Origin of the sequence: Paenarthrobacter sp. 2TAF44 (assembly GCF_052114885.1) — a bacterium.
Taxonomy (GTDB): Bacteria; Actinomycetota; Actinomycetes; order Actinomycetales; family Micrococcaceae; genus Arthrobacter.
Genome location: NZ_JBFRFP010000012.1, coordinates 1 through 24562 on the forward strand (window position 1 = coordinate 1; position 24562 = coordinate 24562).

The 24562-nt window shown below is 61.8% G+C and carries 26 protein-coding genes; 12 read left to right on the plus strand and 14 right to left on the minus strand.

What is annotated here, in order from left to right; translation table 11 throughout:
- Positions 1–57: 57 nt before the first annotated feature.
- Positions 58–1074: a UDP-glucose 4-epimerase GalE gene (galE, locus tag AB4Z15_RS13130; RefSeq protein ID WP_442017627.1), complete on the minus strand. Its 1017-nt coding sequence runs from the start codon at positions 1072–1074 to the stop codon at positions 58–60.
- 80 nt (positions 1075–1154) lie between these two features.
- Here galE and AB4Z15_RS13135 point away from each other — a divergent pair, with 80 nt between their 5' ends.
- Together AB4Z15_RS13135 and AB4Z15_RS13140 are read left to right on the plus strand one after the other, a co-directional pair.
- Positions 1155–1781: a TetR/AcrR family transcriptional regulator gene (locus tag AB4Z15_RS13135; protein ID WP_442017628.1), complete on the plus strand. Its 627-nt coding sequence runs from the start codon at positions 1155–1157 to the stop codon at positions 1779–1781.
- Positions 1782–1909: 128 nt separating this feature from the next.
- Positions 1910–2521, plus strand: coding sequence for a hypothetical protein (locus tag AB4Z15_RS13140; RefSeq protein ID WP_442017629.1), 612 nt, complete (start codon positions 1910–1912; stop codon positions 2519–2521).
- A 4-nt stretch (positions 2522–2525) separates the two neighbouring features.
- Here AB4Z15_RS13140 and AB4Z15_RS13145 read toward each other — a convergent pair whose 3' ends face one another.
- Together AB4Z15_RS13145 and dapD are read right to left on the minus strand one after the other, a co-directional pair.
- On the minus strand, positions 2526–3368 hold the full coding sequence (locus AB4Z15_RS13145; RefSeq protein ID WP_442003689.1) for a hypothetical protein: 843 nt from the start codon (positions 3366–3368) through the stop codon (positions 2526–2528).
- 13 nt (positions 3369–3381) lie between these two features.
- Positions 3382–4395, minus strand: a complete 1014-nt coding sequence (dapD, locus tag AB4Z15_RS13150; protein WP_431115824.1) for a 2,3,4,5-tetrahydropyridine-2,6-dicarboxylate N-succinyltransferase — start codon at positions 4393–4395, stop codon at positions 3382–3384.
- Positions 4396–4500: 105 nt separating this feature from the next.
- Between dapD and dapE the strand changes: the two genes are divergently transcribed.
- Positions 4501–5631, plus strand: coding sequence for a succinyl-diaminopimelate desuccinylase (gene dapE, locus AB4Z15_RS13155; protein ID WP_442017630.1), 1131 nt, complete (start codon positions 4501–4503; stop codon positions 5629–5631).
- Between the two features lie 68 nt (positions 5632–5699).
- Here dapE and AB4Z15_RS13160 read toward each other — a convergent pair whose 3' ends face one another.
- The 4 genes from AB4Z15_RS13160 to AB4Z15_RS13175 all read right to left on the minus strand — a co-directional run bounded on the left by AB4Z15_RS13160 (position 5700) and on the right by AB4Z15_RS13175 (position 9020).
- A complete protein-coding gene (locus AB4Z15_RS13160; RefSeq protein ID WP_442017631.1) occupies positions 5700–6563 on the minus strand; it encodes an amino acid ABC transporter permease in 864 nt (287 codons plus the stop codon).
- Complete coding sequence (locus AB4Z15_RS13165; protein ID WP_442017632.1) at positions 6560–7210, minus strand: amino acid ABC transporter permease; 651 nt, start codon at positions 7208–7210, stop codon at positions 6560–6562. The genes AB4Z15_RS13160 and AB4Z15_RS13165 overlap by 4 nt, the downstream gene beginning before the upstream one ends.
- A gap of 96 nt (positions 7211–7306) precedes the next feature.
- On the minus strand, positions 7307–8188 hold the full coding sequence (locus AB4Z15_RS13170) for a glutamate ABC transporter substrate-binding protein (RefSeq protein ID WP_442017633.1): 882 nt from the start codon (positions 8186–8188) through the stop codon (positions 7307–7309).
- A 76-nt stretch (positions 8189–8264) separates the two neighbouring features.
- On the minus strand, positions 8265–9020 hold the full coding sequence (locus tag AB4Z15_RS13175; protein WP_442017634.1) for an amino acid ABC transporter ATP-binding protein: 756 nt from the start codon (positions 9018–9020) through the stop codon (positions 8265–8267).
- A 163-nt stretch (positions 9021–9183) separates the two neighbouring features.
- Here AB4Z15_RS13175 and AB4Z15_RS13180 point away from each other — a divergent pair, with 163 nt between their 5' ends.
- The 4 genes from AB4Z15_RS13180 (at position 9184) to AB4Z15_RS13195 (ending at position 12051) form a co-directional block, all read left to right on the plus strand.
- Positions 9184–10023 (plus strand): TIGR00730 family Rossman fold protein, encoded by an 840-nt coding sequence (locus tag AB4Z15_RS13180; RefSeq protein ID WP_442017635.1) that lies wholly within the window; start codon positions 9184–9186, stop codon positions 10021–10023.
- An 18-nt stretch (positions 10024–10041) separates the two neighbouring features.
- Positions 10042–10383, plus strand: coding sequence for a DivIVA domain-containing protein (locus tag AB4Z15_RS13185; protein ID WP_442017636.1), 342 nt, complete (start codon positions 10042–10044; stop codon positions 10381–10383).
- An 80-nt stretch (positions 10384–10463) separates the two neighbouring features.
- Positions 10464–11654, plus strand: a complete 1191-nt coding sequence (locus tag AB4Z15_RS13190) for a hypothetical protein (protein WP_442017716.1) — start codon at positions 10464–10466, stop codon at positions 11652–11654.
- 229 nt (positions 11655–11883) lie between these two features.
- A complete protein-coding gene (locus AB4Z15_RS13195) occupies positions 11884–12051 on the plus strand; it encodes a DUF3117 domain-containing protein (RefSeq protein WP_064721643.1) in 168 nt (55 codons plus the stop codon).
- Between the two features lie 123 nt (positions 12052–12174).
- On the opposite strand, the gene AB4Z15_RS13200 is transcribed toward AB4Z15_RS13195, so the two are convergent.
- On the minus strand, positions 12175–12807 hold the full coding sequence (locus AB4Z15_RS13200; protein ID WP_223946472.1) for an O-methyltransferase: 633 nt from the start codon (positions 12805–12807) through the stop codon (positions 12175–12177).
- A 236-nt stretch (positions 12808–13043) separates the two neighbouring features.
- Here AB4Z15_RS13200 and sigE point away from each other — a divergent pair, with 236 nt between their 5' ends.
- Genes sigE through AB4Z15_RS13215 form a run of 3 tightly spaced genes read left to right on the plus strand, consistent with a single transcriptional unit; the run spans position 13044 to position 15076 of the window.
- Positions 13044–13667, plus strand: coding sequence for an RNA polymerase sigma factor SigE (gene sigE, locus AB4Z15_RS13205; protein WP_442017637.1), 624 nt, complete (start codon positions 13044–13046; stop codon positions 13665–13667).
- Positions 13668–13674: 7 nt separating this feature from the next.
- Positions 13675–14646, plus strand: a complete 972-nt coding sequence (locus AB4Z15_RS13210) for a hypothetical protein (protein WP_442017638.1) — start codon at positions 13675–13677, stop codon at positions 14644–14646.
- A 31-nt stretch (positions 14647–14677) separates the two neighbouring features.
- Positions 14678–15076: a Sec-independent protein translocase TatB gene (locus AB4Z15_RS13215; RefSeq protein ID WP_442003697.1), complete on the plus strand. Its 399-nt coding sequence runs from the start codon at positions 14678–14680 to the stop codon at positions 15074–15076.
- 43 nt (positions 15077–15119) lie between these two features.
- On the opposite strand, the gene AB4Z15_RS13220 is transcribed toward AB4Z15_RS13215, so the two are convergent.
- Genes AB4Z15_RS13220 through AB4Z15_RS13230 form a run of 3 tightly spaced genes read right to left on the minus strand, consistent with a single transcriptional unit; the run spans position 15120 to position 18249 of the window.
- Positions 15120–16247, minus strand: a complete 1128-nt coding sequence (locus AB4Z15_RS13220; protein WP_442017639.1) for an Mrp/NBP35 family ATP-binding protein — start codon at positions 16245–16247, stop codon at positions 15120–15122.
- A 3-nt stretch (positions 16248–16250) separates the two neighbouring features.
- On the minus strand, positions 16251–16976 hold the full coding sequence (locus AB4Z15_RS13225; protein WP_442017640.1) for a DUF1003 domain-containing protein: 726 nt from the start codon (positions 16974–16976) through the stop codon (positions 16251–16253).
- Entirely contained in the window at positions 16969–18249 is a 1281-nt protein-coding gene (locus AB4Z15_RS13230) for a magnesium transporter MgtE N-terminal domain-containing protein (RefSeq protein ID WP_224164857.1), read from the minus strand. The genes AB4Z15_RS13225 and AB4Z15_RS13230 overlap by 8 nt, the downstream gene beginning before the upstream one ends.
- A gap of 76 nt (positions 18250–18325) precedes the next feature.
- On the opposite strand from AB4Z15_RS13230, the gene AB4Z15_RS13235 reads away from it, so the two are divergent.
- On the plus strand, positions 18326–19141 hold the full coding sequence (locus tag AB4Z15_RS13235; RefSeq protein WP_442017641.1) for a general stress protein: 816 nt from the start codon (positions 18326–18328) through the stop codon (positions 19139–19141).
- Between the two features lie 93 nt (positions 19142–19234).
- Here the strand turns inward: AB4Z15_RS13235 and AB4Z15_RS13240 are convergent, their stop codons facing one another.
- A complete protein-coding gene (locus AB4Z15_RS13240) occupies positions 19235–20818 on the minus strand; it encodes an aminopeptidase P family protein (protein WP_442017642.1) in 1584 nt (527 codons plus the stop codon).
- A gap of 80 nt (positions 20819–20898) precedes the next feature.
- Between AB4Z15_RS13240 and AB4Z15_RS13245 the strand changes: the two genes are divergently transcribed.
- On the plus strand, positions 20899–21744 hold the full coding sequence (locus AB4Z15_RS13245) for a PHP domain-containing protein (RefSeq protein WP_442017643.1): 846 nt from the start codon (positions 20899–20901) through the stop codon (positions 21742–21744).
- 34 nt (positions 21745–21778) lie between these two features.
- On the opposite strand, the gene AB4Z15_RS13250 is transcribed toward AB4Z15_RS13245, so the two are convergent.
- On the minus strand, positions 21779–22714 hold the full coding sequence (locus AB4Z15_RS13250) for a DNA-methyltransferase (protein ID WP_442003703.1): 936 nt from the start codon (positions 22712–22714) through the stop codon (positions 21779–21781).
- A gap of 8 nt (positions 22715–22722) precedes the next feature.
- Positions 22723–24432, minus strand: a complete 1710-nt coding sequence (locus AB4Z15_RS13255; protein WP_442017644.1) for a DEAD/DEAH box helicase — start codon at positions 24430–24432, stop codon at positions 22723–22725.
- Positions 24433–24562 lie beyond the last annotated feature (130 nt).

A 24562-nucleotide genomic window follows, 5' to 3' on the forward strand; every position in this document is an offset into this window, starting at 1 on the left:
GGTCACTTGTGGCCCATAAAGCAGGCCGACATGGGCCACAAGTGACCCCGCGTTGCTTTAGGAAGCGTTGTAGCCGTACGGGTTGTTCTTCTGCCAGCGCCAGTGGTCCTCGCACATCTGGTCCACAGTCTTCGTGGTGGACCATCCGAGGTCTGCGAGGGCGGAAGAGGCGTCGGCCCAGAAAGCGGGAAGGTCGCCAGCGCGGCGGCCCGTGATTTCGTAGGGCAGCTCGTGTCCGACGGCCTTTTCGAAGGACCGCAGTACCTCCAGCACGGACGATCCCTTGCCGGAACCAAGGTTCCAGCGACGGACGCCAGCGCGGTCAGCAATGAAGTTCAGTGCCGCCACGTGACCTTCAGCAAGATCCACGACGTGGATGTAGTCGCGCTGGGCTGTTCCATCAGGGGTGTCATAGTCACCACCGAAAACCATGAGCTTCTCGCGGCGTCCCACGGCAACCTGTGCGATGAATGGGACAAGGTTGTTGGGAATGCCTTGAGGGTCCTCGCCGATGCGTCCGGACGGGTGGGCGCCAACCGGGTTGAAGTAGCGCAGCAGTGCGATGTGCCAGCGGTCGTCCGCATTGCCCAGGTCCGAGAGGATGTCCTCGATCTGTTCCTTGGTGCGGCCGTACGGGTTGTTGGCACCGATTTCCATCTTCTCGATGTACGGGATGGGATTGTGCTCGCCGTATACGGTCGCGGAGGAGCTAAAGACGATGGAACGGACGTTGTGCTTGTCCATGGCTCGGAGCAGGTTCAGTGTGCCCACGATGTTGTTGTAGTAGTACGCCAGTGGCTCCTGAACGGATTCGCCCACGGCCTTCAGTCCTGCGAAGTGGATCACGGCGTCGATCTGGTGCTGGTCGAACACGTCCTCGACGGCGGGCTCGTCCACCAGGTCAACTTTGTGGAAGGCTGCAGTCTTGCCAGTGAGCTCGGAAACCCTCCGCAGGGACTCTTCGCTGGAGTTCACGAGGTTATCGAGCACGACGACCTCATGGCCGGCTTCCTGGAGGGACAGAACGGTGTGCGAACCGATGTAGCCGGTGCCACCCGTGACAAGAATTTTCATGATGTCTACGCTATCGGAAATCGGAGCCACGCCGCTCAGTGTTGAGCGGTGTTGAAGCACGTTCGTGCTAAAAAATACTGGTGCCCAAAATTGTTGATGCCGAAGCCCGGCGCCAGGAAGTTGTCCAAGCTGTCTTCAGGATCATCGCAAGCGACGGTTTGGAACGGGCCTCCCTTCGTGAAGTAGCTGATGAAGCCGGGCTGGCCGTAGGCTCCGTTCGGCACTATTTTGCCAGCAGCGACGAGCTTCTCGTGTTCTCCTTTGCCTCCGTCATCGACCGTATTAGCGGTCGGCTGGAGTCAGCTTTGCTTGCCGTTGAAGGCGAAACCCAGGGCAGCGCCGGGCAGCACGCCGCGGTGTTGAACCTCTTGGGTCAGTTCCTTCCCTTGGACGAAGAACTCGCCGTGGATGCCTGCGTTTGGATGGCCTTCCGCCACGCTGCCCGGATCAAACCGGTCCTGGCTGCCGAGGCCGAACGCAGCCACCGCGCCGTCGCTGCCATTGTCGGACGCCTCATCATCCTGTTGAGCCCCGGCGAAGCTGCAGCCCGGCAAGGCCTTGTCACAGAGGCTGAACGGCTCCTGGCCACCATGGACGGCCTGTGCATGCACGCCCTTCTCCAGCCCGAATGGATGACGGCCGAGATGTGCAGTGACGTCCTCACGGCCCATCTCGCGGCTTTCGCTCCGGTGCCGGCTATGCCGTAGCTTGTCTCCCGAGCTCCCCACAAGACGACTATGTGCCGCCAGCAAGCAGTGCCTGCCGCACCGTTACCGTAGCAAGCCAACGGGAATAGACTGGGACATGTCGGGAACCTGCCAAGGGAGGAATTCGGATGCATGAGTCAGGCGGCTCTGGATGGCGCATCACCATGGACACGTCCGGGCCGATGCTCATCGCCCTGTACTTGCGCGACGTAGCTGGACTCGACGGTGCCGGAAAACCGTTACTGTCCCACGCTGCTCCCAAGGTCCGCCATGCCGATCATAGCCACCTCACCTCGGATGTGGGTGGGATCCACGCCCTCAAAACCGAGTGGGAGGCCTGGTGGGAGAAGCTCGTGAAGACCTATCCCAACCCGGCACTTGAGCTCGCGCCCCCCAGTTTCAAGGCCTTCGGCAATTCTCCTGCCCTGCAGCGTGTCCTGCAGGCACACTTTGGTTCGGCTTTGGGATGGGCAACGGACAGGATCGATGAATACGCGAAGATCGAGGCAGAGCGCGAAGCCAACGGGGTTACGGGAGTCCTGAACGAGATGGTGGAGGACAGGCTCCTGGAAGTTGGTCGGAGCTCGCGGGACTTTGATCTCACCATTATCGAGTTGCCGCTCAACGAGCCGCGGGCCTGGTACTTGGAGCCCAGCACCATGATCATGAGCCACAGGCTGCTGTCCGAGCCTGAAGTCTTCCGCAGCTATGTCCAGCCCGTGGTGGAGATGCTCGCCTAAGGAGTCAGGTGGTAGGTGCCGAGACGGTGATGGTCACTGACTCAGACGGTGCGGCCGATGCAATCCACCCGTCGCGTTTTTCCCGATTCCACGTCTGACCACCAACATCCACTTGCGTGATGGAGAGGGACTTGGCGTTGGCTACCGCCCAATGGGCAACTGCCCAGGCTTGCGTACCAGTGATATCCAGTTGCACCGAGCGGCCCTGGACTGTGGCCGGCTGGGAGCCGAACGCCGTCGTCAATTCCTCCACGACGGCGGCAGGGTCGCCGGCCGCTTCGGGCATGCGGAGTTCACAGGTCAGCGCGGATTCCGAATGCCCGGTGAGGGCAGAAGCGAAGGCGCGCCCCATGTTCTCGTGCTGGGCGTATGCCCGGGGGAACGCGGAGCGCTGGACCTGCTGGGCTGCCTGGGTAATTTCCATGGTCTCGTAACCGGGAATTTTGATGAGGCCGTTATAGAAGGCGTTCGTCGCATAGACAGGGTCCATGACCTGTGCCTCGGTTCCCCAACCTTGGGATGGCCTCTGTTGGAACAAACCCCGCGAATCAGGTCCTGCATCGTCGCCGTAATTGATGTTCCGTAGCTTGGATTCCTGCATCGCGGTGGCGAGGGCGATGCTTGCAGCCCTTGGTGGAAGTCCGCGCTGAACGGAGATGGCCGTGATGAGCGAGGCGTTGGCCGCTTGGTCGGTAGCCAACTCGTAGCTTTCGGACCCCGTGACGGCGAGGCAGCGCTCCGAGACCAGGGTCTCGGAGCGCTGCAGTATGGCAACTATCGCGTAGATAGCACCGGCCACGAGGGCCAGCGCCAGCACCGCAACGATGGCGCGGCGGAACCGGCGCATTGCTTGTCTCCTGCTAATTGGCGTGCAGTGCCTCGTTCAACTCCACGGTCTGGCCCTTGCGGGGCAGGACTTCCACACCACCGGTGGTGGAGTTGCGGCGGAACAGCAGGTTGGGAACACCGGAAAGCTCGACGGCCTTGATGATCTTGCTGGTGTCTTCGCCGTTTTCGTCCTTGGGGCCGGGCACCCGAACGCGGGTTCCTGCGGTGACGTACAGGCCGGCTTCCACCACGGAATCATCGCCGATGCTGATGCCGACACCGGAGTTTGCGCCCAGCAGTACTCGCTCGCCCAAAGCGATCTTTTCCTTGCCGCCGCCGGAGAGCGTACCCATGATGGAGGCGCCGCCGCCGACGTCCGTCCCGTCACCGGCCACCACTCCAGCGGAGATGCGGCCTTCCACCATGGACGTGCCGAGGGTACCAGCGTTGAAGTTCACGAAGCCTTCATGCATCACCGTGGTTCCTTCGGCGAGGTGGGCACCCAGACGGACGCGGTCGGCGTCGGCGATCCGAACACCCGTGGGAACCACGTAATCGACCATCCGCGGGAACTTGTCCACGCCGTAAACCACTACATTGCCGCGCTTACGCAGGCGAGCACGCGTCATTTCAAAACCTTCGACGGCGGCTGGGCCGAAGTTGGTCCAGACGACGTTGGGGAGCTTGCCGAAGACGCCATCGAGGTTGATGCTGTTCGGCTTGACCAGGCGGTGCGAAAGGAGGTGCAGACGCAGGTAAGCATCGGCTGTATCTGCCGGGGCGGCGTCGAGGTCGATCTGTGCGAAGACCACCTTCTGCTCCGTGCCGCGATCGGCGTCTTTGCCGTCGTCAGCCAGGGCAGTGAGTGCGGGATCGGCATTGTCAACGTCGCGAAGGGTTTCAGCGGCTACACCCAGGGCCGGTGCCGGGTACCAGACATCCAGCACGGTTGCTTCCCCGGAAGGCGAGGTGGCGATGGTGGCGAGGCCGAATCCGTAGGCTGATCGGTGGTTTGCGGGCACAGCAGAGGAAGCAGTTTCAGTCATGGCCCCAGTGTATCGATCGCCCGTGGCGCGGCTGAAACCCGTCTCACCCGCAAAGGTCGCATTTGTTGCCCGAAACACAGCTGCCCGGGGAGTTAAGGTGGAGTGGTGACCCTTAACCCTGCCCCCGCCCTGCTGGACCTGCGCCAGGACGTCGCCTTGCTGACAGCCGCGCTCATCGATATCAACAGTGTCTCGGGCAACGAGACCCCGCTCGCCGATCTCGTCGAGGCCGCCCTGCGCGCCATTCCCGAATACACCGTGGTGCGCGACGGCGATGCCATCATTGCCCGCACCGAACTTGGCCGCGCAGAGCGCGTCATCCTCGCCGGACACCTGGACACTGTTCCGCTGCCCACCGTGGAAGGCTCACTGGGCACCGTTCCGGCAACGTGGGAGTCGGGCATCCCCGGAGAGGGTGTGCTCTATGGCCGGGGGACAACCGACATGAAGGGCGGCGTTGCCGTGCAGCTAGCCCTCGCGGCGACCCTGTTCGACGACGGCAGGGAGCCAGACAAAGATGTCACCTTTGTCTTCTACGACCACGAGGAAGTGGAGGCCGTCAAGAGCGGCCTGGGCAGGCTGGTCCGCAACCATGGCGACCTGCTCCTGGGGGACTTCGCTATTCTTCTTGAGCCCACACATGGCACGGTAGAAGGGGGCTGCAACGGAACCAGCCGGTTCGAAGCGACCACCATCGGTGAAGCGGCCCACTCGGCCCGCGCTTGGATGGGCAGCAACGCCATCCATGCGGCGGCACCAATTCTCGCCCGCCTCGCGGCCTACCAGCCCCGGACCATCAACGTGGACGGCCTCGATTACCGGGAGAGCCTCAATGCGGTGAAGATCAATGGCGGCACTGCCGGTAACGTCGTCCCTGACCGCTGCGTGGTGGAGATCAACTACCGCTTCGCTCCGGACAAGACGCCGGACCAGGCCGAGGCCCACGTGCGCGAGCTCCTGGAAGGATTCGACGTCGTCCGCACGGACGCTGCTGCTGGAGCCCGGCCCGGACTGAACCACCCCGCAGCTGCGTCTTTCGTGGCTGCAGTCGGCGCCGAACCAAAGCCCAAATACGGGTGGACCGACGTCGCGCGTTTCAGCGAGTTGGGCATCCCGGCCGTGAACTTCGGGCCCGGCGATCCGTTGCTGGCGCACAAGGACAATGAACACGTCGACGCCGATGCCGTCCGTGAGTGCCTTCGTGCACTGCGGACGTGGCTGGTCGCTAAGGTCTAAAAGCACTCTAAAAGCACATGAAGAGAAGGTCCGCAGCCGAATTCATGACTAAAGGAATGTTCCCGGTACTACTTGGTTTCAGGTCCAGGAACGTTGACCTCGAGATCGACGGTCTTGATGGCCGAAGCCATGCCGCCTGCGGCCTTCTTGGAGCCTCGCCGTTCGATCCAGATCGCAAGCCGGGAAACCGACAAGTTGATCAGGATGTAGATCGCAGCGCCAACGAAGAAAGCGGAGAACAACAGGCTGGGTTCCAGGTCTGAGATCAGCTTCACCTTACGCAGCAGTTCCTCGTAGGCCACGATGTAGCCAAGCGAGGTGTCCTTAAGGAGGACGACCAACTGTGCGATAAGTGAGGGGAGCATGCGGCGGATTGCCTGGGGAAACTCGATGCTCATCCTGGACTGGAAGCTGCGCAGTCCAATGGCCAAACCGGCTTCGCGTTGTCCCTTGGGAAGTGACTGGATACCCGCCCTCAGAATTTCAGCGAAGATCGCTGCGTTGTACAGGACCAGGCCACTGACCACAGCCGTGAAGGGCGTGGTAGCAAACACCAGGAGCACGAAGAGGATCATGAGCACCACTGGCATGCCGCGGAGGAACTCAAGCACCACCTGTGTGGGAACCCGAATCCAGGAGATCAGGGAAATGCGGAGCAGGCACAGCGCCACTCCAAGGGGAAAGGCAATGACGGCTGCGACGCCGGCTGCCTGCAGGGTGGCAAGGACGCCATAGCCGAGCTGCGTCCAAACGTCCTTGGCAGATTCATTAACAAAGACTTCCCAACGGGAGGCGTTGAATATGCCCTGCGAAGACAGAATGACGATGGCTCCCACCACGCCACCGGCAATGATGAGGGACCCGACAACTGAACCAATGAGGGAAACGCGGCGGGCCTTGGGGCCCGGTACGTCATAGAGAACCGAAGTCATCGGGCAATCGCCACCTTTTTCTCGACGAAGTGGGCCAACAAGCCCAGGGGCACGGTGATCAGCAGGTAGAAGAATGCCACACCGATCAAGATCCACATGACCGCGTCACCATGGCTGTTTGACAGCTGCAGGCCATAGCCGAAGAGCTCCAGGACAAAGAATGCACCCGCGACGGATGAGTTCTTGACCAAGGCAATCATGATGTTGATCAATGGGGGTATGACGGTCCGAACGGCCTGTGGCAGGACCACCAGGCCCAAAACCTGCGTGAACGTCATGCCGATGCTGCGCGCTGCCTCGGCTTGCCCCACCGGGACGCTGTTGACGCCGGATCGAACGGCTTCGGCAACAAATGCTGCCGTATAGCTGCTCAACGCGATGATGGCGGCGACTTCAAACTGTTCGAACTTGACGCCGAGCCGGGGAAGCACGATTGCTGAGAAAAAGAAAATAATTGTGAGTGGGGTGTTTCTGGCGACTTCAACGTAGAACGTGCTGAAGCCCCGTAAGGCTGCCACGGGCGAGACACGCATTGCGGCGAGGAGAGTACCCGCTGCCAGTGCGATCACGCCGGATATGACGGCTAGAAACAGGGTTCGGAGAAATCCGTCCCAATATTGGGGGAGGCTTTCGAAGATGGCGTCCATTGGCTTCCTTCGGCTGCTGCGGAAAGGTAGGGAGTCCTCAAGGTCGGTGGCTGCCGCCCTTCCCCCAAGGGGAGGGCGGCAGCCACCGGCTTCCGACTAGTAGCGGTCGATCTTGGGCAGCTCAGGAGCGGTCTTGATGACCTTTCCTGCTGTTGCTTCCCAAGCCTTCTTGTACGTGCCGTCCTTGGCGAATGCCTCCAACTGGTCATTGATCCAGTTGCGGAAGACCGTGTCATCCTTCTTCAAGCCGATACCGTAAGGCTCCTTCGTAAAGGTTTGGTCCGAAGCCAGCTTGAAGGCGTCCGGTTCCTTATCAACGTAGCCGGCGAGGATCACGTTGTCCGTGGTGACGGCAACAACCTGCTTGTTGCGCAACGGCTCCAGGCAAGCGGTGTAGTTTGCGGCCGGGACCAGTTCGGCGCCGTACTTTTCGACGATGGTCTTGGCCGGCGTGGAACCGGTAACAGAGCAGACCTTCTTGCCCTTGACGTCCTCGGGCTTGGTGATGGAGTTATCGTCCTTGTTCACCAACAGAGCCTGACCGGCTTCGTAGTACGGACCCGCGAATGCGACCTTCTGCTTGCGGGCATCGTTGATCGTGTAGGTGGCGATGACGATGTCAACACGGCCCTGCTCGATGAACGGTTCACGGTTGGCGGAAACAGTTTCCACCCATTCGATCTTGTCAGGTTCAATGCCGAGCTTGGCGGCGATGTTCTTGCCGATTTCCACGTCGAAGCCGACAGGCTTGCCGTCCAGGCCCTTCTGGCCGAACAACGGCTGGTCAAACTTGGTACCAATGGTGATCTTCTTGGCCTGGTTCAACTTGGCCATCGTTGTGCCGGCCTCGAAGCTCGCCGAGGCAACAGGCGAAGTGGTGGTCCCACTGCCTCCACCGCAGGCGCTCAGCGAGAGGGCCAGTGCAGCCGAAGCGGCCACCAGGAGAGATTTCCTCCGGGTAATAAAAGCCTTCTTCATGACATTCCTTTCATTGGTTGGCCGGCGTACGGCCTGGATGCGGTCCGTGCGGGCCTGGATGCGGGTCAGCAGGGAGCTAGTGGGTCAGAAGCTTGGACAGGAAGTCCTTGGCGCGGTTGCTCTTCGGATTCGTGAAGAATTCCTCGGGTGTTGAATCTTCCACGATCTGGCCGTCGGCCATGAACACGACGCGGTCGGCTGCCTTGCGGGCAAAGCCCATCTCGTGGGTGACCACGATCATGGTCATGCCTTCCTTTGCCAGCTGGATCATGACGTCCAGGACCTCGTTGATCATTTCGGGGTCCAGAGCCGAGGTGGGCTCATCGAACAACATCACCTTCGGCTTCATGGCAAGTGCGCGGGCAATTGCCACACGCTGTTGCTGGCCACCGGAGAGCTGCGCGGGAAGCTTGGGAGCCTGGTGGCCGACGCCGACACGTTCAAGGAGGGCCATGGCCTCCCTTTCCGCCGTGCCTTTGGCAACGCCCTTCACCTTGATCGGTCCCAGCGTGACGTTCTCAAGGATCGTCTTGTGGGCGAACAGGTTGAAGGACTGGAAGACCATTCCGACGTCTGCACGCAGGTGGGCGAGTTCCTTGCCTTCTTCCGGGAGCTTCTTCCCGTCGATCGCGATGTCGCCGTCGTCGATCGTTTCCAAACGGTTGATGGCACGGCACAACGTGGACTTTCCGGAGCCGGACGGCCCAATGACCACGACGACTTCACCCTTCCGAACCTGGAGGTTGATGTCTTTGAGGACGTGCAATTGACCGTAGTGTTTGTTGACGCTGTTCAGGGAGACGAGCGCATCGCCGGACACTTGAGTAGTCATAGGTCGAATCTAGCGAACAAAGACACAATTATGACCACGGTCACGGCAAGTTCCTCCAGATCGTGACTGAACAGAAACCTGCCCCCCAGCGATATACCAGACTGCAATGCAAGAACCGCGTCGTAGCGTCTGCGCCGGCATTTATCCGCGCTAGCCTTGGGCAATGAGCATTAGCCAGCACCCAATTCCCGGCCCGGACGCGAATGGTCACGTCGCGGGCGTCCACGTGCCCCTGCCTTCGGAGATCGCACCGGCCAAGCACAAAGGTCCCTTGGAGCTGCGACGCAAACAGGCGGACAAGGGAATGTCCGATCAGCATTTGCTGGACACGAGTGGTGCCGGGCAGTTCATTCACACCGACCCCTGGCGGGTCCTGAGGATCCAGAGCGAATTCGTTGAGGGCTTCGGGGCCTTGGCTGATATTGGTCCCGCCGTGAGTGTTTTCGGTTCAGCCCGGACCAGACCGGGAACCGAGTACTACGAGATGGCAGTGGACGTAGGACGCAAGCTGGCCGAATCCGGGGTCGCCGTTATCACCGGCGGAGGTCCGGGCTCCATGGAAGCCGCGAACAAGGGCGCTGTGGAGGGCAACGGCGTATCCGTCGGGTTGGGCATTGAGTTGCCTTTCGAGCAGGGGCTGAACCAATGGGTGGACCTGGGAATCAACTTCCGGTACTTTTTTGCCCGCAAGACCATGTTCGTGAAATACGCCCAGGGATTCGTTGTCTTGCCCGGCGGGCTTGGAACCCTGGATGAACTGTTTGAGGCCATGGTCCTGGTACAAACACGCAAGGTGACATCGTTCCCGATCGTGCTGTTGGGTGTCCGCTTCTGGGGTCCAATGATTGAGTGGATCCGAGACACGTTGGTTGCTGAAGGAATGGTTTCCGAAAAGGACCTGGACCTGATCCAACTGGTGGATGACCCTGCCGACGCTGTCCACCGCGTGTTGCATGGTGCTCCGCTGCCGGCGACCACCAATGGAAACCAGCGCCCGGAGTAGGCGGCTGTTTCTGGCACGATGGTGGCTGTGAGCTTTTTCCTGGTGTTTGTCGCGATTGTCCTCATCGGTGCCGCATTGTATTTTGCGGCAGGCATCATCCGAGGCGGCTCGATGGGCGCGGGCCTGGATGACTCCGTGCCCAACTTGCCTCCGGTGCTGCTCCCGGAGAAGGCTGCAGCCACAGACATCGATGCCGTGCGCTTTGCACTGGGGCTGCGCGGGTACCGCATGGACCAGGTGGATCAGGTCCTTGATGAGCTACGGGACCAGCTGGTAGCCAAGGACCGTGAGGTCGAGAGACTCAGCGCGTTGGTCCAATCAAAGCTTGAGGACGGCGACGCCAAACGGATCACACCGTGAGCCCACCTGCACCTGCACGTCCTGGCGGCGAGGGACCCACTGCGCGCCTTTCCCGCGGCTTCTCCGACGCGGGAGCCCGGATGGCACATTGGCCGTGGTGGCTGCAGGTTTCCTTGGTTTTTGTAGTGGCCCGGGTGGTCAGTGCCTGTATCTTCATGGCGGCTGCCGTTCATCAGGGAGTGAATCCATGGTTCCCACCCGCGCCGGACTACTGGAACTTCATCACTATCTGGGATGGACGCTGGTATGCCCAGGTTGCGGACAACGGCTACCCTTCCCTGCTTCCGGTGGATGCCAACGGGGTAGTCAAGGAGAATGCCTGGGCCTTCTATGCCCTGTTCCCGTTCCTGGGGCGGGGACTCAATGCCGTCACGGGCCTCGGGACTCTGCAGTCCCTCACCGCCATAGCAATGATTGCAGGCCTCGGTGCTGCCTTGGTGATCTTCAAACTGTTCAGGGAAGCGGCCAGCCGGCGTACCGCAATGTGGGGCGTCATCTTCGTGTCCACCTTCCCGGTGTCGCCAATTCTCCAGGTGCCCTACGCAGAATCGTTGAACCTCCTGCTGCTGTCCGGCTCGCTTCTCCTGGTGGTCCGGCGACGCTACTTGGCAGCCATACCGGTAGTGCTGTTGATGTGTTTGTCCAGGCCCACTGGAGTCCCGTTCGCCGCGATGCTGGGCCTCCTCCTGGTTTGGCGGATCTGGCAGCGCTTGAGGCCATCCGACGTCGATGACCAGCCCCGGGCAATGGCTTCGTCCACGCCAGAACTCCTGTCCCTGGGCACCCTGGCGCTGGCAACCGGACTCGGAGCCCTGGCCTGGCCGGCTATAGCTTGGGCGGTCACGGGGGATCCAAGCGCCTACACGCGTACGGAAACCGCCTGGCGCGGTCATGACCTGGTGCCCTTCAAACCGTGGTTCGATACCGGAAGGATGCTGTTCGGTCCGGCTCTTGGCGTGTTGGCGCCCTTCGTCTTCGTCGGTTTGTTCGTGCTGCTGATGGTTTCAAAGCCTGTCCGGGCACTGGGAACGGAAATGCGGCTTTGGTGCGCCTGCTACATGGGCTATTTGCTGGTGTTCCTGTATCCCCAGACCAGTACTTTCCGGATGCTCCTTCCCCTTTTCCCGCTTGCCCTGGGTGCAGCGCTGCTGTCCAAGTCCAAGGCATACAGGGGAACCGTCGTGGTCATGTTTGTCCTCCTGCAGATCGTCTGGGTGGTGTGGCTTTGGGCCTGGGCGCCCTTGCCGGGAGGCGGAGACTATCCGCCATAACCGGACCACCCGCCGTCGGGAAGTGTATTTGTTCCGTGTCGGGGTAATTAGTCCATTGATTCGCTACGGACGGGTAAGTACGGGATAATGGAATACGAGCAAGGACAAAAGCACCTAAAAGTGCCCGGCCAAGGCGGCCTCCCAAGCGGTGCCGCCGGCTGCAATTGCGAAGCGGATCCAGCCCGGCCGGGTTGGGCGTGACTTGGGACAAATGGAGGGGATTTTCCTAATGGCGGCTATGAAACCACGTACTGGCGACGGCCCTATGGAAGTAACCAAAGAGGGACGCAGCCTGATCATGCGTGTGCCGCTCGAAGGCGGAGGACGGCTTGTAGTCGAGCTCAATGCCGCGGAGGCGGAGAACCTCAAGGAATGCCTTGTAGGCGTTACCGAATAGATTCATAGGCAGGCTGGATTCAAAAGACCAGGGCCCGGCGAGAGCCGGAGCCCTGCTTTTGTTTAAGCAGCAGCGTCTTTCTTGGGTGCTGTTCTTTAAGAATGTCCGCTAAATGGCAATTGCCTATTTTTTGACAGCCACCAGAAGTCCATCGCCCGTGGGAAGCATCGCAGAGGCCAAGCGGTCGTCGTCGCGAATGGATTTGCCAACTTGCCGAAGAACCACGGTGGTGGAGTCGCGGGCTGCTGGATTTGAGACGCGGTCCTTATCCAGGGCGTCGTTGATCACCAAGGTGCCACCCGTCTTGAGCAAGCGGACAGCTTGTTCAACGTAGCGGGGGAAGTTGGGCTTGTCGGCGTCGATGAAGACAAGGTCATAGGCGGAGTCCGTGAGGCGCGGGAGGACGTCGGCGGCCCTGCCGGAGATGGTCCGGGTCCGGTTGGCGGGGCTGCCGGATTCCAGAAAGGCTTCGCGGGCGGCCTTGAGGTGTTCAACGTCGACGTCGATGGTGGTCAGGACGGCTTGCGGACCCAGGCCACGCAAAAGACAAACACCTGAAACTCCCGCGCCTGAACCAACCTCAACCACTGTCTGTGCCTTTGAAGCCGCGGCAAGGACGGTCAGCACGGCACCAACACCGGGGCTGATGGGCTTAACCCCCAACTCGAAGGACCTCTCCCGGGCGCGCAACAAGACGTCATCCTCAGCAGGCAGATCTTCTGCATAGGACCAGCTGGTTGACTTGTCGGCACTCATGAAGGGTTCGCTTTCCGCGCGTAGGGGTGTCTGTACCAGCCTACTGTGTCCGGTGCTGCAAACCCCGTGTTCGCAGCCGTCCCGGGATTGTGTCTGCAGCAGGATTTCGCCTTGCGTGGAAATTGTGCCTTAGTCAGGAAATTCCCAGAAAAACTTGGGATGATATTGATCCGGTCATCCACGTGGTGGGCGGCACCGGACAAGTACGGTGAACCACAGTTTGAGGGGAGTGGACGATGCCGGCATCGCATGCTGCGCCAGTCCAGACATCGGAGAGCCTTGAGGCCGTTACAGACTGGGTCATGCCCAGCTGGGAGGATGTGGTCGCCAACCACTCCGCCAAGGTATACCGCCTTGCCTACCGCCTGACCGGAAACAAGTTCGACGCCGAGGACCTCACCCAAGAGGTCTTCGTCAGGGTTTTCCGTTCACTGGAAAACTTCAAGCCAGGAACCCTGGATGGATGGCTGCACCGTATTACCACCAACCTTTTCCTGGATCAGGCACGTCGTAAGAGCAGAATCCGCTTTGACGCCCTTGCCGAGGACGCCGAGTCGCGCCTGCCGGGCCGTGAGCCAGGCCCGGAGCAGAGCTTCGAGCACAACAATCTGGACCTTGACGTTCAGCGTGCGTTGGAAGAATTGCCACCGGATTTCCGGGCTGCCGTTGTTCTGTGCGATCTTGAAGGATTGTCTTACGACGAAGTGGCGGAGGCGCTGGGCGTGAAGCTGGGCACTGTCAGGTCCCGTATCCACCGCGGCCGCACCATGCTGCGGGAGAAGCTCGCCCACCGTGACCCACGCCCGGCCGAGGCCCGCAAGCCCCGCCTGAAGATGCCTCGCATCGCCAGCATTCTTTAGGTAGTCGATGCCTCGACGCTACATTCGTCCGGGTGCCCTGTCACGTCGCAAACTGGCTGCACGTTACAAACTGGCTGCCCTTCGCCACACCCGGAACCCTGAGCACCTACGGCATTGCCCCGAGTGCCGTGCTGCCCTGAACCGGGAGCGGCAATATCTTGAACGGCTTCGCGGAGCAGCGGTGCCCGAAGCCAGTCAGGACCTTACGACGCGTTTGCTCCAGCACACCCAACGACTCGCGAATGAGCAGGCCCCGCCGGTCGCAAATTCCCGGACCAGGAGTGGTGCTACCGAGGGCGGTGCGTGGCGCGGCCTTCGGATTGCCGGCCTGGCCGCCGGTACTCTTACGGTAAGTGCAGGTGCCCTGGCGATTGCCGCTTATGTGGTGGCAGGTGATACCGCGCCACAAGCAAGCATCCGTGCAGGCAACGATGCCTCGTCCCTTTCCAGTGCACTCACCGGCGGCCCGGCAGAACTGATGACGAGGCCGGAGTTCGTGGCAACGCCGGACTTCCGAGCCGGCACACCGCTGAACTTGAACTCTGAGCAGTTGGATGCCCTGCGGGACCAGGGATGGGCGTGTCCTGAACTTGGTGGTCTGGGCTTCCACGTGGTCTCGGCCAAGGCCACCATGTACAATGGCCACCCGGCAGTAGAACTCCGGCTGGAAAGCAAGGGCCATTACGCGACTGTTGTGGAAGAGCACCTGCAGACTTCAGACATGGCGCTCACTGGACGCTCGCCATCGGCCCAGCTCTCTGTCACCCAGGGGACCCCGTGGGAGGCCGTATACAGGACCTCGACGGCCGTCCTCAGCTATGCATCGGACTTGCCGGCAGATGTAGCCGACGACGCCGTTCCCGAGTTGGTTCGTGCAGGCGACTCCGTGATCGGCACGAAAGCCCCGCAAGCATCCGAGACGTGGTCCGAACGGATGATCCGCGGCCTCCGGACACTGCTCCGTCCCGCTGGTTTATGACCGGCACCACAGACAAGGTAATCTTCGTAGCGTGTTTGGAATCAACGGCCCGGAGTTCATACTCCTTCTGATTATCGGCGTACTCGTCATCGGTCCCAGCCGTTTGCCCGAATACACTCAAAAGCTCGCCAACCTGGTGAAGGAAGTCCGCCGGATGGCCTCGGGGGCGCGTGAGCAGATCAAGGAAGAAGTCGGCATCGACATCGATGAGGTCGACTGGAAGAAGTACGATCCCCGCCAGTACGATCCGCGGCGCATCATCAAGGATGCGTTGCTTGACGATGATTCCAAGCCCGTCAACGCCGGCGCGCCGGCTGCTGCTGCAACAGCTGCGGCGGCAGTGGTGGATACGACGCCCAAGGCTCCGGCCCGCATTATTGAGCGGCTCGCCGAGGGCGAGGCTGCGCCCTTCGATACCGAAGCTACTTAGCCTGCCAAAGCCCTTTCGAAGGCTCTCCCGAAATCCAGGACGGTCAGCGCGGCTGGATTCCCAGTGGCATCCCGGATAATCCCCGTGGACGAGTGGCCAACATCCCGGCAATGCCTGCCAACGCTTTCGCAGCAGCAGTCTCGCTCGCGGCAAGGACTACAGGTTTTCCGGCATCTCCGCCCTCACGCAACCGGATATCCAAGGGAATCTGGCCGAGAAGGGGTACGTCGCTGCCCACAGCAGCACTCAACCGCTCAGCCAGGACGGCACCGCCGCCACTTCCGAACAATTCCATGCGACCGCCGTCGGGCATTTCCAGGAAGGACATGTTCTCGATGACGCCGGCAACCTTTTGGCCTGTTTGGGTTGCGATGGTTCCGGCGCGTTCGGCGACATCCGCGGCGGCTGCCTGCGGGGTGGTCACCACAAGGATTTCGGCGTCCGGGAGGAGCTGGGCCACGGAAATTGCGATGTCCCCTGTTCCGGGAGGCAGGTCCAGGAAAAGGGCATCGAGGTCACCGAAGTAGACGTCCGTGAGGAACTGCTCCAAGGCCCGGTGCAGCATGGGACCACGCCACGCCACCGGCTGGTTTCCGTCAACGAACATCCCAATTGATATGACCTTCACCCCGTACGCCACAGGAGGCAGGATCATGTCGTCCACCTGCGTCGGTTTTTGTGTGATGCCCATGAGCCCCGGGACGGAGAAGCCGTGTACGTCGGCGTCCACAATGCCCACCCGCAGGCCCTGGGCGGCCAAGGCACAGGCAAGGTTGACGGTGATCGAAGACTTCCCCACGCCGCCTTTTCCACTCGCTACCGCGTAGACCTTCGTCAAGGACCCGGGCTTGGCGAAAGGGATGCCCCGCTGACCACCTGGACCGCGCAGTTGTTCCTTCAGGGCCTCGCGCTGGGCGGGAGTCATGACCTTCAGCTCCACGTCAACACCGGTGACGCCTGCGATGCCTGATAAGGCAGTGGTGGCATCCGCCGTAATGGTGTCGCGGAGTGGGCAGCCGGCGATCGTGAGCAGCACTGCTACGTGGACGGTGCCGTCGTCGTTGGCCGCCACCGACTCCACCATGCCAAGTTCGGTGATTGGACGCCGCAACTCGGGGTCAATGACGGTTGCCAAGGCAGCGTGAAGTGCCTCGGCTGATGGGGTGCTCATGGGTTACGCTCGGCTTTCGGGATTTTCGGAAGGGGCCGGTTTTGCGCTGGAGTGCTGGGGCCCCGGGCGTTGTGGACGTACTTTGGGGATCTGCTGCGTGCGTGGTCCCCGCGACTTGTCCCGCTTCTCCTTGAGCTTCTCTTTGACCTTCTCGCCTGGAGACTCAGTGCCGTCTGCCGCGGCTTCGCTCTCCCGCAGTTCCTCCTGGGCATCGATGATGTCCTCCAACAGGCTGCGGAGTTCGGCGCGGACGTAGTCGCGTGTGGCTACTTCGCGAAGTGCGATTCGCAGGGAAGCCAATTCACGGGTCAGATATTCAGTGTCTGAGAGGTTCCGCTCGGCGCGCTGGCGGTCCTGCTGCAGCGAGACGCGGTCGCGGTCGTCCTGGCGGTTTTGGGCCAACAACAGGAGCGGCGCGGCGTAGGAGGCCTGGAGCGACAACATGAGCGTCAGGAGCGTGAAGCCCAGCTCCACGCGGTCGAACTGCCACTCCGTGGGCGCAAACGTATTCCAAGCCAGCCAGAAGAGACAGAAGATCGTCATGTACACGAGGAACTGCGGCGTACCCATGAAACGGGCGAAACCCTCGGTGGCATTGCCGAATGCGTCAGGGTTGGGGGAGAACTTGGGCAGTATGCGTTGACGCCCGCTTAGCGGCGTGTCCAGGCTTCCGAGACCGTTTGTACGTCCAGTGGACCTGGGGGATCGGGGGGCGTTGTTTTCAGCCAATGCGGCCTCCGAGTTTCCTTATAGGGGCGTCGTCCTCGTGAGCGCGCCAGTCATCGGGCAACAGGTGATCCAACACGTCATCAACAGTCACCGCCCCCACAAGGCGGCCGTCGTCGTCGACGACGGGGAGCGAGTTGAGGTTGTACGTGGCCAGGGTCCGGGCTACTTCGCTGATGTGCGCCTGGTCCGACAACGGCTCAAGGTTCTTATCAACCAGGTTGCCCAGCGGTTCGGGCGGAGGGAAGCGCAAGAGTTGTTGTATGTGGACGACGCCCAGGAACCGGCCGGTGGGCGTTTCCAGCGGAGGCCGTGTGATGAAGATGGAGGACGCCAGGGCGGGGGAGAGTTCCTCGCGGCGAACGTGGGCCAGGGCTTCGGCCACCGTGGCTTCAGGAGGCAGGATGACGGGCACGGGTGTCATGAGACCACCTGCAGTGTCTTCGTCGTACTCCAAAAGACGCCGGACGTCTTCGGCTTCCTGGGGCTCCATGAGTTGGAGCAGTTCTTCCGCTTGGGCGGAGGGGAGTTCGGCGAGGAGGTCGGCTGCGTCGTCGGGATCCATTTCCTCCAGGACGTCGGCGGCCCGTTCCACGTCCAGCGCGGAGAGGATCTCCACCTGATCGTCCTCGGGGAGCTCCTGGAGTACGTCTGCCAACCGTTCGTCCTGAAGTTCGCTGGCCACTTCGAAACGGCGCTTGTCGCTCATCTCCTGCAGGGCTTCGGCGAAGTCGGCGGGCTTGAGGTCTTCGTGCGTGGCAACGAACTGGGTGGCCGCCTGAGGCTCGTTGTGCCCGCCGGTCTGCGCGTCCGCCCAGTCAATGATCAGGGTTTCGTTGCGGCGGAGCCTGCTCAGGGGCGACAAGGAATGCCCGCGACGGACGAAGAGCTTGCTGACGAACCAGTCCTTGGACCGATGCTGATCCATCGCGATGTCCTCGATCGTTGCATCGCTGCCATCGGCCAGGGTGACGCGGCGATCAAACATTTCCGCTACCACGAGTGTTTCAGCGCCCCGTTGTTCGAAACGACGCAGGTTCACCAGGCCCGTGCAGATGATCTGGGTCTGGTCGATGGAGGTGATGCGGGTCATCGGTACGAAGACCCGCTTCTTGCCCGGCACTTCCACCACGATGCCAACAACGTGCGGGGCGCCGCGGGTCCCCCGGGAGAGCACGACGACGTCGCGCAACCGGCCTAAACGATCGCCCAGGGGGTCGAAAACGTCCAAGCCGAGCAGACGCGCGACAAAGACGCGTGAGGGATGTGTGCTCATGTCTACAGGCTACCGAGTCTGCTCTCTTTTAGCTGAATTCCAGCCGCTTCACATCTACATGCGACACAATGGGGCTATGTCTAACATTTTTGGTGCTCCCAAAGCCGTTGAGGAATCCCGCAGCGTACCCCAAGGTGACACTGTTGGCTCGTACACCTCATATTTGGATGCCCAAAAGGCGGTGGACTACCTCGCGGACCAGCAGTTCCCCGTCCACTTGGTGTCGATCGTGGGCAACGACCTCAAGATGGTCGAGCGGGTCACCGGTCGGCTGAGCTACCCACGCGTTGCCCTGTCCGGTGCTTTGAGCGGCATGTGGTTCGGCCTCTTCGTCGGCGTCATGCTCTCCTTCTTCACGCCCGGTGGCGGCACGTTCTCCATCATCACGTCCGTGCTCATGGGTGCAGCTTTCTTTATGCTGTTCGGCATCGCCACCTACGCCACCCAGCGCGGCAAGCGCGACTTCACGTCCACAAGCCAGGTGGTCGCCACCAACTACGATGTCATTGTTGCCATCGAGGCTGCCCACGAAGCCCGTCGGTTGCTCCACCAACTGCCCATGAATTCCGCCCAGGCTGCCACCGGACAAGCGCAAAATTACAGTCCGCCAAACGCGCCCTTCCAGCAGCCCGGCCAGGCACCTGACCGTCCGGCCACCTGGAATGATCCCTATGGCCAGCGCGGACCGGAGGCCACTGAATCCGAGGCTTCCGGCGCGCAGGCTCCTGCTGCGCAGCCAGCGCAGCCTGTACAGAACCCGACGCCGTCACCGGTGCGCTATCCGGACCTGCCCGATGGCCGCCCCCAGTACGGCGTCCGGGTCACGGAGGGCCAGAATGCCCCCCGGCACGAGGAACAGCAGCCTGGGAAGGACGACTCCCAGAAGCAATAACTTCAAAAGAAGCGCAAAGGGGAAGGCCACCGGATATCCATCCGGTGGCCTTCCCTTTTCTGCTGTTGTCGCCTGAGGAGGCCTTTGCGGAGGCTAGCCCGCAGCTTCCTGATAGATGCCGGCCATCCAGGACTCGACGTCGTCGGCCTTGCGTGGCAACGCCGCGCTCAGGTTCACGGGGCCGTCTGCCGTCATGAGGATGTCGTCCTCGATGCGGACACCGATGCCACGGTATTCGGCGGGAATAGCCAGGTCTTCGTTCTTGAAGTACAGGCCGGGCTCGATCGTGAAGATCATGCCCTCCGTGAGGATTCCATCAAGGTAAAGTTCGCGCTTGGCCTGGGCGCAGTCATGTACGTCCAGGCCGAGGTGGTGGCTGGTGCCGTGTGGCATCCAGCGGCGGTGCTGCTGGCCTTCGGGGCTGATGGCTTCCTCAACAGAGACAGGCAGCAGACCCCATTCAGCGAGGCGCTCAGCAAGGACCGTGGTGGCTGCCGTGTGGATGTCCCGGAATTTCACGCCCGGCCGTGCGGCGGCGAACCCCGCATCAGCGGCGTCCAGGACAGCTTCATAGACCTTGCGCTGCACCTCGGTGAAGGTGCCGTTTGCCGGCAGGGTCCGCGTGACGTCCGCTGTGTACAGCGAATCAGCCTCCACTCCTGCGTCAAGCAGCAGGAGTTCACCAGCGTTGACGGCTCCCGAGTTGCGGGTCCAGTGCAACACTGTGGCGTTGTTGCCTGAGGCCGCGATGGTGTCGTAGCCGAGTTCGTTGCCTTCCTCGCGGGCACGGGCGAAGAAGGCGCCTTCAACCACGCGTTCGCCACGCTTGTGCGTCAGAGCACGTGGGAGGGCCCGCACGACGTCGGCGAAGCCTTCCACGGTGGCGGCGACGGCGATCTTCATCTGCTCGATTTCCCACTCGTCCTTGATCAGGCGGAGTTCGGAGAGTGCTTCACTGAGCTTTTCGTCCAGAGCATCGAGCTCGCCCAGGTCAAGGTTCTCAGGATCCTTTGCCGTGTTGTAACGGGCAGTGTCCACCAAAGCATCGATGTTCTCATCTACCTTGCGGACCAGGCGGATGGAGATGCCGCCGATTTCGGGGGCGCCCACGTTTTTGGTGATGGCCAGTTCGAGTTCGGAAATGTGCGCCGTGGGCAGACCCAGGCGGGCTTTGAATTCTGCCAGCGTGGGCCGTGCACCAATCCAGAATTCACCGGCCCTGGAGTCGGCGTAGAACTGCTCGGTATCGCGGCCCGCCAAAGGACGGAAGTACAGCGTCGCAGTGTGGTGACCGCCGTCGTCGCCCTTTCCTTCCCCCACCGGTTCCAGGATCAAAACGGCATCCGGCTCGTGGTCCAGGCCCAACCCTGTGAGGTGGGCAAATCCGGAGTGGGGGCGGAAGCGGTAGTCGCAGTCGTTTGAGCGGACCTTCAGCGGACCGGCCGGGATAACGAGCCGTTCGCCCTTGAACAGTTCGGAAATGGCACGACGGCGGCGGGCAGCGTGGTCTGCGACGGCATCACGAGCGGGGGTTACCTGCGGTGCGGGCGCCCAGTTGCTGGCCATGAATGCCTTGAAGGCATCGGATGTGGGCCGCTGCGAACGGTTGTTGACGCGTTCTTGCAGGGGCTGGGAATCTGTGGATTCCGCGTACGGGGTGTTTTCGGCATCATTCACCGTTACATCGTCCCACCAGTTTCGTGAGGAGGCCAACGGCGCAACACCCCAAGGCGGTCCGCATCCCATAGGCTGGGAAAGTGAGGATAGACCTGCATACGCACTCGAATGTTTCCGATGGAACCGAGACCCCCGCCGGGGTGATCATTTCGGCCGCAGCTGCAGGCCTGGATGTCATTGCGTTGACGGACCACGATTCCACTGATGGGTGGGAGCTTGCTGCCGCCGCTGCCAAGGAGCACGGAGTCACTTTTGTTCCCGGCATGGAGATCTCATGCCGGACGGAGCAGGGGATCAGCGTGCACCTGTTGAGCTACCTGCATGACCCTTCCCACCCTGGGCTTCTTGAAGAGATCACCAAGTCAAAGGACGCCCGGCTCACGCGCGCTGAGCGCATGGTCACCCTGCTGTCCGAGGATTACCCTCTGACGTGGGATGACGTCATTCACCATGTGGCTCCTGGCGCTACAGTAGGGCGCCCGCATATCGCTGATGCCTTGGTTGCTGCCGGTGTGGTCGCGGACCGCTCGGAAGCCTTCACATCGATCCTCACCTCGCATTCGCGATATTTCGTGCAGCACTACGCACCGGACCCCGCTATCGCCGTCGAGCTTGTCCGTGCCGCTGGCGGCGTGCCGGTCTTCGCACACCCGGTCGCTTCGGCGAGGGGACGAATTGTGGGTGAGCGGACGTACCGGGAGATGATCGACGCCGGACTGCTTGGCCTGGAAATTGAACACCGCGACAACCCGGAAGAAGGACGCGGGTTCCTTCGCAACATGGCGTCCGAACATGGGCTGCTCATCACGGGATCATCCGACTATCACGGAGCGGGCAAACCGAATCGGCTGGGAGAGAACCTGACATCCCCGGACGTCCTGGCAAAGATCGAGGAACTGGCAACCGGCAGCACGGTTGTTCGCTGATGGATGTGCCCCTGGTCAGGATCGCCGCGGCTAATCAGGCATTCGTGAAGGGCACTGCCTGATCCAGGGCGCCTTCCGGCTGGTCCACCGCGCCGTCCGGCAAAGGCCCCCTGCTGTGGAAGACGGCCTTCGTGCCAAGGCGTTTGCGCATGACGTCGATGGCTTGCTCGTTCTGGTCCACGCAGACGAAGTTGCGGCCCAGCTTGGCGGCAACAGCGCCGAGGGTTCCTGATCCAGCAAAAAAGTCCAGGCACCAATCGCCCTCGCGGCTTGAGGCAGAGACGATCCTGCGCACCAGGCCTTCGGGTTTCTGGGTCGGGTAGCCGGTCTTTTCCCTGCCGGTGGGCGAAACGATGGTGTGCCACCAGACGTCCGTGGGAAGTTTTCCCCGCTCGCGTTTGGCAGGCGTGACCAGACCGGGGGCCATATAGGGTTCGCGGTCCACTTCAGCGTTGTCGAAGTGATACTTCGCAGGGTTCTTTACATACACCAGGATGTTGTCGTGCTTGGTGGGCCAGCGGTTCTTGGCCCGGGCGCCGTAGTCGTAGGCCCAGATGATCTCGTTGAGGAAGCACTCCCGGCCAAAAATGGCGTCCAGCATCACCTTGGCGTAGTGCACCTCGCGGTAGTCCAGGTGCAGGTACAGCGTGCCGTCGTCGGCGAGGAGCCGCCAGGCCTCTACGAGCTTGGGTTCCAGGAAGGACCAGTAGTCGCTGAAGGCGTCATCGTAGCTGTGAAGGGCACCCTTGATGGTGTCGTAGGAGCGTCCTTTGAACCCGACGCGGTCGCCGTCGCCGTCCGCGTTGCGGACCATGCGTGTTTCCTGGCGGCGTTGGACCCGGCCTGTGTTGAAGGGCGGGTCCACATAAATGAGTGTGAAGGCGCCGTCCGGCAGCGTCGGGAGGAATTCCGCGTTGTCCGCGTGCACCACCAGATTGCCGCCGTCCGGCGCCCAAACAGTATCAGTCATTGAGGACTTTAGGCCTCGGAGTTGCCGGGCTGGGCGCCAGCGGTCTCGCCGGAAACCACTTCGCCGTTACGACGGCGCGTGCGGGTACGGCGCGTGCGGGCCGGCTTCTCGGCGTTTTCGCCGGTCGCTGTGCGGGTTTCGGAGGAACCGGCAGCAGGCGCCGCATCGGCGTCGGATGTACGACGGCGGCGGGTACGGTTGCGTCCGCCTTCACCGTTGGATTCTGAGTTGGCTTCGCTGGACTTGGCTGCGTTTCCACGGCCACGGCCGCCGTCCCTGCCACGGCCGCCATCGCGTCCACCGTCACGGGATGAACCGCCGGAACGGGAGTTCTTCTTGCCTGTTTCGCCCAGGTCCTCCAGGACCTCGGCATCGACACCGGCAAGCGTACGCTTGTTGCGCGGGAGGCGGCCCTTGGTGCCCTCGGGAATGTCGAGGTCACTGTAGAGGTGGGGGGAAGAGGAGTAGGTTTCAACCGGCTCCGGAACGCTGAGCCCCAGTGCTTTGTTGATCAGGCCCCAGCGGGGCATATCGTCCCAGTCGACGAAGGTGACGGCGGTTCCCTTGTTGCCGGCGCGGCCGGTACGGCCCACGCGGTGCAGGTAGATCTTTTCGTCTTCCACGCACTGGTAGTTGATAACGTGCGTAACGTCGTCCACGTCGATGCCACGGGCGGCAACGTCCGTGGCAACCAGGACGTCCACCTTGTTGTTGCGGAAAGCACGGAGAGCCTGCTCGCGGGCGCCTTGGCCAAGATCACCATGGATCGCAGCAGCGGCAAATCCGCGGTCGACCAGTTCCTCCGCGACCTTGGCAGCTGTGCGCTTCGTCTTGGTGAAGATAATGGTGCGGCCGCGTCCGCGTGCCTGGAGGATGCGGGCCACTACCTCGGTCTTGTCCATGCTGTGGGCACGGTAGATGAGCTGGCGGATGTCGCGCTTGGTGAGGCCTTCGTCGTTCGGGTCGGCAGCGCGGATGTGGGTGGGCTGCGTCATGTAGCGGCGGGCCATCGCGATGACCGGGCCCGGCATGGTGGCAGAGAAGAGCAAGGTCTGGCGCACTGCCGGCGTACCTGCGATGAGTGTTTCCACGTCCGGCAGGAAGCCGAGGTCCAGCATTTCGTCGGCCTCGTCCAGGATCACCATTTTGACGTTTTTCAGGCTGAGGTGCTTCTGCTTGTAGAGGTCAATCAAACGGCCTGGCGTGCCGACAACTACCTCGACACCCTTCTGCAGGGCGTCAACCTGTGGCTCGTAGGCGCGGCCACCATAGATCGTGGCGATGCGGGCGTTGCGTTTACGGGATGCCGTCTGAAGATCATTAGCCACCTGTACCGCAAGCTCACGTGTAGGAACGATGACCAGGGCCTGCGGTGCGCCGGGGACGGCCAGCTTGGCGTAGCCGGGGTCATCCCGGCCTTCCACGCGCTGCAATGCCGGAATCCCGAAACCGAGGGTCTTCCCTGTACCGGTCTTGGCCTGGCCGATGATGTCGTGGCCGCTGAGGGCTACGGGCAGCGTCATGGCCTGAATGGGGAAGGGGTGGGTAATACCGGCGTCGGCGAGGGACTCAACGATGTCGGCGCGGACGTTGTAGTCAGCGAACGTTTTCTCTTCGATCTCGTGGGGCGTCTCATCAGAGATGATCGTTTCCTCGGGCTCGATGGACTCGGTTCCGGTGTCGTCGGTCAGGACTTCATGGGTGTGCAATTCACTCACAGGGAGTTTCCTTATTCATTTGGGCATTGGCGCTGCATGCTCAACGGGTGGCGGAGCCGTACCGGAGCACGAACGGGCGCGCAAGCTAATCCAGTGGAAGCCGATCGCGGGCTATCTAAGTACTGGCACT